8 protein-coding genes are annotated in these 7,339 nt (G+C 35.3%); 3 read left to right on the top strand and 5 right to left on the bottom strand.

Annotated features, from left to right (window positions below; all coding sequences use genetic code 11):
- Positions 1-146: 146 nt before the first annotated feature.
- On the bottom strand, positions 147-779 hold the full coding sequence (locus tag ACTWP4_RS21335) for an NfeD family protein (RefSeq protein ID WP_443130804.1): 633 nt from the start codon (positions 777-779) through the stop codon (positions 147-149).
- A gap of 246 nt (positions 780-1,025) precedes the next feature.
- On the opposite strand from ACTWP4_RS21335, the gene ispG reads away from it, so the two are divergent.
- Positions 1,026-2,132, top strand: coding sequence for a flavodoxin-dependent (E)-4-hydroxy-3-methylbut-2-enyl-diphosphate synthase (gene ispG, locus ACTWP4_RS21330; protein WP_443130803.1), 1,107 nt, complete (start codon positions 1,026-1,028; stop codon positions 2,130-2,132).
- A gap of 76 nt (positions 2,133-2,208) precedes the next feature.
- Here the strand turns inward: ispG and ACTWP4_RS21325 are convergent, their stop codons facing one another.
- Together ACTWP4_RS21325 and ACTWP4_RS21320 are read right to left on the bottom strand one after the other, a co-directional pair.
- The gene (locus tag ACTWP4_RS21325) at positions 2,209-2,628 is read right to left on the bottom strand and encodes a DUF4190 domain-containing protein (protein WP_443130802.1); all 420 of its coding nucleotides are present in this window, start codon (positions 2,626-2,628) and stop codon (positions 2,209-2,211) included.
- 87 nt (positions 2,629-2,715) lie between these two features.
- On the bottom strand, positions 2,716-3,423 hold the full coding sequence (locus ACTWP4_RS21320) for a lytic transglycosylase domain-containing protein (protein ID WP_443130801.1): 708 nt from the start codon (positions 3,421-3,423) through the stop codon (positions 2,716-2,718).
- A gap of 181 nt (positions 3,424-3,604) precedes the next feature.
- On the opposite strand from ACTWP4_RS21320, the gene ACTWP4_RS21315 reads away from it, so the two are divergent.
- Positions 3,605-3,889, top strand: a complete 285-nt coding sequence (locus ACTWP4_RS21315; protein ID WP_443130800.1) for a DUF2624 family protein — start codon at positions 3,605-3,607, stop codon at positions 3,887-3,889.
- 116 nt (positions 3,890-4,005) lie between these two features.
- Here ACTWP4_RS21315 and ACTWP4_RS21310 read toward each other — a convergent pair whose 3' ends face one another.
- Together ACTWP4_RS21310 and ACTWP4_RS21305 are read right to left on the bottom strand one after the other, a co-directional pair.
- On the bottom strand, positions 4,006-4,899 hold the full coding sequence (locus tag ACTWP4_RS21310; RefSeq protein WP_443130799.1) for a deoxyribonuclease IV: 894 nt from the start codon (positions 4,897-4,899) through the stop codon (positions 4,006-4,008).
- A gap of 18 nt (positions 4,900-4,917) precedes the next feature.
- On the bottom strand, positions 4,918-6,231 hold the full coding sequence (locus ACTWP4_RS21305; RefSeq protein ID WP_443130798.1) for a DEAD/DEAH box helicase: 1,314 nt from the start codon (positions 6,229-6,231) through the stop codon (positions 4,918-4,920).
- A gap of 135 nt (positions 6,232-6,366) precedes the next feature.
- Between ACTWP4_RS21305 and ACTWP4_RS21300 the strand changes: the two genes are divergently transcribed.
- Positions 6,367-7,311, top strand: coding sequence for a 4-hydroxy-3-methylbut-2-enyl diphosphate reductase (locus ACTWP4_RS21300; RefSeq protein ID WP_443130797.1), 945 nt, complete (start codon positions 6,367-6,369; stop codon positions 7,309-7,311).
- The last annotated feature ends 28 nt before the right edge of the window (positions 7,312-7,339 follow it).

Here is a 7,339-nt window from a genome sequence, read left to right as displayed (position 1 = left end):
GATCCATATCCAATGTTTCCCTCTAAATACTCAGTGATTAACTTCATTTTAAATTCTTCACTATATTTTGCCATAAAAACACCCCCAAAAGTTAGATTTATTACTCTAACTTTTGGGGGTCGGTACCTAATCAGCAGACTTTTCTTTTAATTTTTTTTATCCTTTACGAGAATCTTTGTTCCATCCACATCTGCTATTTCCACTTCGGTATTTTTTTTGAGCCATTTTCCTTGTGTTATTGCACTATATTCTTTCTCATCAATTAACACTGTTCCAATCGGTCTCATATCTGTTGTTGTTAATCCTGTTTTACCGACTAATTCTTTATATGATTGATTGATGCTCGAGTAACCTGCTTCATCTGTAAGTTGATCAAATAACGTTATTTTTGACCACATCTGTCGTTTCTTAAAAACCTTTAAAAAGCCAAACGAACTGAAGCCACCAATAAATACACCTAAAACTGCATAAGAGCCAGCAACCCAGTTAGGAGCGGTGAATCCAACAGAAACGATCATACACACAAGCCCGATTACGGCAAGGGTTCCATCATTTAAAACCTTTCCGTCTATAACCATCAGCATTAATCCAAAGAAGTATATAATAATCATGACAAAAAACATACCTGGATCTAAAAATGAAGAAAAATAAATGGTAATAAATCCAAAACCTAAAATACTAAAAACGCCTTTTGCATTGACGAGTAGTTCCCCAATCAGAAAAAGTGTTGCAAGGGCAACGATAACAAAACTCATCCAATCAGCAGTTAACGTAAACATTCGCTCACCTCAAATCGGCTTTATACTTTCTATCATATCATACGAAATGAAGTATTAATTAGTTTCAGAATTATTATTTTTTCTTTAAGAATAAGGTTTGGTACTTCTCTTTTCTTATTTTAACCTTTATAATGGACAATGGTAACAAATTTCTGCCACTGATTATGTTTAAAAAACTCTATCAGGGATTTGCCATTTTATATGTTTGAATTTTTGGGAAACTGAATTAAAGGAGCGATTTTATTTATGGCTTTAATACATCGAAAAGATACACGACCTGTTAAAGTTGGGAATGTGATGGTTGGAGGTAAGGACCAAGTAGTTATCCAATCCATGACAACTACCAAAACACACGATGTCGAAGCAACCGTTAAAGAAATTGAACGGCTTGAAGAAGCAGGTTGTCAAATTGTGCGTGTGGCTTGTCCAGACGAGCGCGCAGCTAACGCAATTCCTGAAATTAAAAAAAGAATCAATATTCCACTCGTAGTTGATATTCACTTTAATTATAAACTAGCGCTAAAAGCAATTGAAGGTGGCGCAGATAAAATTCGTATTAACCCAGGTAATATTGGAAAAAGAGATAAAGTGGAAGCAGTCGTAAATGCTGCTAAAGAAAAAGGAATTCCCATTCGAATTGGGGTAAACGCTGGTTCTCTTGAGCGCCACATCCTAGAAAAATACGGTTATCCAACCGCTGATGGAATGGTTGAAAGTGCTCTACATCATATTAAAATTTTAGAAGATCTCGACTTTCATGACATTGTTGTATCCTTAAAGGCATCAGATGTTAAATTAGCAATTGAAGCATATGAAAAAGCAGCTGAAGTTATTCCATATCCTTTACATTTAGGTATCACAGAATCAGGAACGCTTTTTGCTGGTAGTATAAAAAGCGCAGCTGGTATGGGGGCAATCCTAAGTAAAGGGATTGGAAGCACCATGCGTATTTCATTAAGTGCCGATCCTGTAGAAGAGGTAAAAGTTGCTAAAGAATTATTAAAATCCTTTGGGCTTGCATCAAATGCAGCAACATTAATTTCTTGCCCAACTTGTGGACGAATTGAAATTGACCTTATTAAGATTGCAAACGAAGTGGAGGAATATATTTCAACCATAAAAGCACCTATCAAAGTAGCAGTACTTGGTTGTGCTGTAAACGGTCCTGGAGAAGCTCGAGAAGCTGACATTGGTATCGCAGGTGCTCGTGGTGAAGGTTTATTATTCCGTCATGGTGAAATTATTCGAAAAGTACCCGAAGAAACCATGGTAGAAGAATTAAAAATCGAGGTAGATAAGATAGCAGAAGAATATATACAAAAACAAAAAGAAGAAGAAACTCAGGAAGTATAATTAAAAGAAAAAGTTAATTAGAACGTTCACCAGTTTATTATTAAAAGGCAAGCCATAAATGGCTTGCCTTTTTTCTTTATAATGGTATAAATATCAGCGAAATTATTATCGAAACGATCGCTGTTACGATAGCCGCATTACCTAGCGTATCGGCACCTTGTCGCTTAGAAATAAATCCTAAGACAATACCACCTATAGCCATCAATAGTGGCCAAATAAAAAAGGAAGCTAAAGCTATAACTAAACCTGCCCAACCATATGCAGTATTTACATCTGATTTCATTTCAGTTTCTTGTTCTTCAGATTGTATAGGACGATTAAATTCATTTGCTGATAACTCAGCAGACGCCTCAGCTTCCCTCTTATATGCCTCATCTACTGAATACAATTCATCAGTGTTTACAAATTGTTTTGATTGCGGTGCTTCATCGATATGACCATTATCGATTTTGGGCGCATTCTCAACACGTTGCTGTGGATTCTGATTTTCTGGCATACTGTTATACCCTCCTTTTCTTTTAGAGGTACATTTCTAGTATGCCTTATTTATTTTCACACTTACGTGGTAATTTCTACTTTCAAATTACGGTGCATATGCAACAAATTCTTTATACTTTTGAGCATTTCGTTGAATACGCGTTGCATATTCGCTATTCGCATGACCATTTTTAAGTTTATATTGCTCTAATCCTGCCATGCCACGATGATATGCTGTTAAAGTTTCGTCCCAATTATCATATTGACCATATAAATAATCAAGATAGACTAATGATAATTTTATGGAATAATACGGATCAAATAAAAGATCTTCTTTATATGGCATAGCCGCCATATCTGCTATCCATGGTGCTGTGTTTTTCATAAACTGTGCCATACCGTAAGCATGACCGTATTTTGTTTCCGGCCCAACTAATTCTGGATCAAAACTGTTGCCTGTTTCAATTTTTAAAAGTTCATAGACAATAAATGGATCAATCCCATACGATTCTGCCTCTTTCACTAAATAAATAGCCCATGGCCTTAGAAATTTCCCATCACTTTCCTCAACCATGACTTCTGCTATATCAAAAAATTTTGGCCATGTTTCATGTGTTAATTCAATTTCTTTTTGATTAGCTTGATTCAAGATATATTGAGCTTGAGACTCCATATTTTGCATCTCTTGCTCTAATTCAGCTTTATCTTGCTTCAGTGCTTGCATTTTTGATTTATATGAATTTACTTGATAATAGCTCCAACTTACAAGCACCAAAGCCAATACAATACTAATCCACTGCATTTTTTTTGACATTTAATGATACACTCCTTTGCGGTCAAAGCATTGCTCGACATTGTAGTTTTATCTACAGCGCTATATGTTAGCGAATAATGTCGATTAATGCAAATGATTCAACTTTACTCTTATTACCTTTATGCACAAAACTTAAACATTCATGCATAAAATAATGAAACGAATATAAAGGAGTTTTAGAATGAACGGTTTAACAAAACGAATTATAATTAGTAAATTGAAAAAAATCAGTGCCAGGGAAATAATGGAGTATGCAAGCAAATATCATATTTCCATTACTAAAGACCAAGCTAAATTAATATCTAGCCATTTACAAAGCACTACTTATGACCCAACAATTGCTGAAGATCGAGCAAAAATGCTAAAAAAATTAGCCCAAATCACTGACATCAAAACAGCCAAAGCTTGCCAGCAACTATTTCATAAAATGATTAAAGACTATGGAGTAGAAGATTACTTCCAATAATAGATAAACATTACAAATACAAAATAACCCATTTCATCATTCATGAAACGGGCTAATTACATCCGCAACTGGAATATACAATTCTGTGGAGTGAGAATATTCCAGTTGCATTAAAATTATTGATTTACTATTTGTTCTTTTAAATCTGTAACAAAAGATCCATTTTTCAGCATTTCGATCTCAAATTTATATGGAGGTTTTTTATTTTTCTTATCTTCTCCAACGTAAGGAGTTTCCAAAATCTTCGGCAATTCTGTTAACTGATCATGATAGACAATGTTATGAATCGTTTCAAAACCGATATGTCCAAATCCGATATTTTCATGACGGTCTTTTCCTGCACCCTGTACATTTTTACTGTCATTAATATGAACTACTTTCAAACGATCAAGCCCAATTATTTTATCAAAATCATTTAATACGCTGTCAAAATCATCAACAATAGGATATCCTGCATCATGAATGTGACAAGTATCCATACAGATAGAAAGTCTATCGTTATGTGTTACACCGTCAATAATTCTTGCTAATTCATCAAAACTACGACCAATTTCTGATCCCTTACCAGCCATTGTTTCCAAAGCAATCTGAACATCTTGTTTTGGATCTAATACTTCATTTAATCCTTCAATAATTTTGGCGATTCCTGTATCAACACCTTCACCAACATGTGCCCCTGGGTGTAGTACAATTTGTTTAGCACCGATAGCTTCTGTACGATCAATTTCATTCTTTAAAAACGTTACCCCTAGTTCGAATGTTTCTTTCTTTTTCGCATTGCCAATATTGATAATATATGGCGCATGGACAACAACATCCAAAATACCGTTATCCTCCATATGTTGACGACCTGCTTCAATATTTAACTCTTCAATTGGCTTTCTTCTCGTATTTTGAGGAGCTCCTGTATAAATCATAAACGCTGTAGAACCGTATGAGACTGCTTCTTCACTTGAACCTAAAAGCATTTTCTTCCCACTCATTGACACATGTGATCCAATTTTTAACATAATTCCCTCTCACCTTTTCTATTTTTTCTTATATTGATTTCTTTCTATTTTCTTCTTTACTTTTTGCTGTTGTTTTTTCATTTTTTTCTTATATCCTGGCTTCACTTTTTTCGGTTTTCTTATTTGTTGCCATGCTTTTTTCTCAACTTCATTTTCTTGTCTTTCCCGCTTTTGCCTTATGTTCCATGCTTTGGCTTCTCGCCATTCTCCTTTTACGACATCGTAAAACATAAAGCTTAATCCTTTTTTCTCTAGTTTCTTAATTAGTGATATATCTTCTTCCTGATAAAGGCTAATAGCCGTACCTTCCATACCTGCGCGAGCGGTTCTACCAACTCGATGTAAATAGAATGATTCTTCTTTCGGTAATTCCGCATTAATCACATGGCTAACACCCTTAATATCGATACCACGGGCAGCGAGATCAGTAGCGACAATATATTGATATTTCAGCTGCTGAATTTCTTTAAGGACTCTTTTTCGTTCCCTTTGATTAAGTCCACCATGAATCAGCCCGACATCTAAGCCTTTAGTCTGTAACTTTTCCGCTAATTGGTTGGCATTTTCCTTTCCATTCGTAAAAATAATAGCTAAATATGGTTGAATTACCTTGGAAATTTCAAAAATCACATCATCTTGTTCGCGATGTCTAAGATCAATTAAACGATGTTCTAGCTTCTCTGGAGCTAATCGGTCATCAATATTGACATAAAGAGGTGCATGTAAATATTTCTTAAGAAATGGCTGTAGTTTTTCGGGAATGGTTGCCGAAAACACCATCACTTGAATGTCAGAATTTGCATTTATAAGGATCCGATCAATTTCTTCAATAAGTCCTAATTCTAACATTAAATCTGTTTCATCCATGACAAAGGAACGTGCGGAATAAATATCTAATACACCTTCTTGTACTAAATCTAAAATACGCCCAGGTGTACCTACTACGATATGTGGATTCTGCTTCATTTTTTCAACCATTCGTTTTTTATCCGTTCCACCGATGATTAACTTTGCCCGCCAATTATCCTCATTTTCGGAAAGCTGCATAATTTTTTTTACTTCATCATATATTTGGGTAGCAAGTTCCCTTGTTGGTGCAGTTAAAACAATCTGTGTTTCAGATTGATTCGAATCGATTTTATTCAGTAATGGAATTAAAAAGGCATGGGTTTTGCCTGATCCAGTTTCCGATTGACCGATAATGTCTTTTCCTTTTAAAGCTTCTGGAATGACCTTGGCTTGAATAGCAGTGGGCTCATAAAATCCTAACTTGCCAATCACTTCATTCATCCAATCATTCAATGCATATTGTTTAAATAAATGCTTTTCCATGTTAATCTCCTTCTAGTTAACAAATATCTTTGTCAATTGTAGCAAATACCTTTATAATATAAGTATTGGACAAATTCAAGTCCGCTATTAACATTTTACTTGATCTCTAGTAGAAAGTACAGAGGGGGAACCAGGATGGACGTAATTAAGATTGCTCCTAGAGGATATTGCTATGGAGTTGTCGATGCAATGGTAATTGCTCAAAATGCAGTGAAGGATCCCAATCTACCTCGCCCTATTTATATACTTGGTATGATTGTTCATAATTCGCATGTAACCAACGCCTTCAAAGAACAAGGTGTTTATACATTAGATGGAAGAAATCGTGAAGAGCTTCTAGATGAAATTGAAGATGGAACAGTTATTTTCACTGCTCATGGTGTATCACCAGAAGTTAAAAAACGAGCAGAAGAAAAAGGGTTAACTGTTCTTGACGCAACGTGCCCAGATGTTACGAGAACACATGATTTGATTCGTGAAAAAGTAAAAGAAAATTATGAAATTGTCTATATTGGCAAGAAAGGACATCCAGAACCTGAGGGTGCTGTAGGTGTAGCTCCTGATCATGTTCATTTAATACAAAACCAAGAAGACGTTGAAAAACTTAACATTCATTCAGCAAAAGTATTAGTGACGAATCAAACGACGATGAGTCAATGGGACGTTCATGATGTGATGTTAAAAGTACAAGAGAAATATCCGCAAACAGAGATGGAACAAGAAATCTGCATGGCAACTCAAGTTCGCCAGGAAGCAGTAGCAGAACAGGCAAAAGATGCCGATCTAACTTTAGTAGTTGGAGATCCACGCAGTAATAACTCCAACCGTTTAGCACAAGTTTCAATTGAAAAAGCAGACACTCCAGCATATCGAATTGCTGATGTATCTGAAATTCAATTTGAGTGGTTAGAAGGTGTTTCAAAAGTTGCTGTGACTGCTGGTGCTTCCACCCCAACACCAATTGCTAAAGAAGTAATTAAATTTATTGAACAATATGATGCAAATAATCCTGAAACATGGGATCGTACATCAAAAGTAAAAAAAGACAAGATCCTACCAAAAGTAAAAGCCAAAAAATAAGAAGCAAGCGCCGTTGTGGTGCTTGCTT

Origin of the sequence: Gracilibacillus sp. D59 (assembly GCF_052246695.1) — a bacterium.
Taxonomy (GTDB): domain Bacteria; phylum Bacillota; class Bacilli; order Bacillales; family Amphibacillaceae; genus Gracilibacillus.
This window is presented reverse-complemented; position numbering and strand designations above follow the sequence as displayed.

Coding starts and splice junctions, on each gene's coding strand:
- ACTWP4_RS21325 (WP_443130802.1), bottom strand. CDS start 2,628: ATGCCAGAAAATCAGAATCCACAGCAACGTGTTGAGAATGCGCCCAAA.
- ACTWP4_RS21300 (WP_443130797.1), top strand. CDS start 6,367: ATGGACGTAATTAAGATTGCTCCTAGAGGATATTGCTATGGAGTTGTC.
- ispG (WP_443130803.1), top strand. CDS start 1,026: ATGGCTTTAATACATCGAAAAGATACACGACCTGTTAAAGTTGGGAAT.
- ACTWP4_RS21305 (WP_443130798.1), bottom strand. CDS start 6,231: ATGGAAAAGCATTTATTTAAACAATATGCATTGAATGATTGGATGAAT.
- ACTWP4_RS21335 (WP_443130804.1), bottom strand. CDS start 779: ATGTTTACGTTAACTGCTGATTGGATGAGTTTTGTTATCGTTGCCCTT.
- ACTWP4_RS21310 (WP_443130799.1), bottom strand. CDS start 4,899: ATGTTAAAAATTGGATCACATGTGTCAATGAGTGGGAAGAAAATGCTT.
- ACTWP4_RS21315 (WP_443130800.1), top strand. CDS start 3,605: ATGAACGGTTTAACAAAACGAATTATAATTAGTAAATTGAAAAAAATC.
- ACTWP4_RS21320 (WP_443130801.1), bottom strand. CDS start 3,423: ATGTCAAAAAAAATGCAGTGGATTAGTATTGTATTGGCTTTGGTGCTT.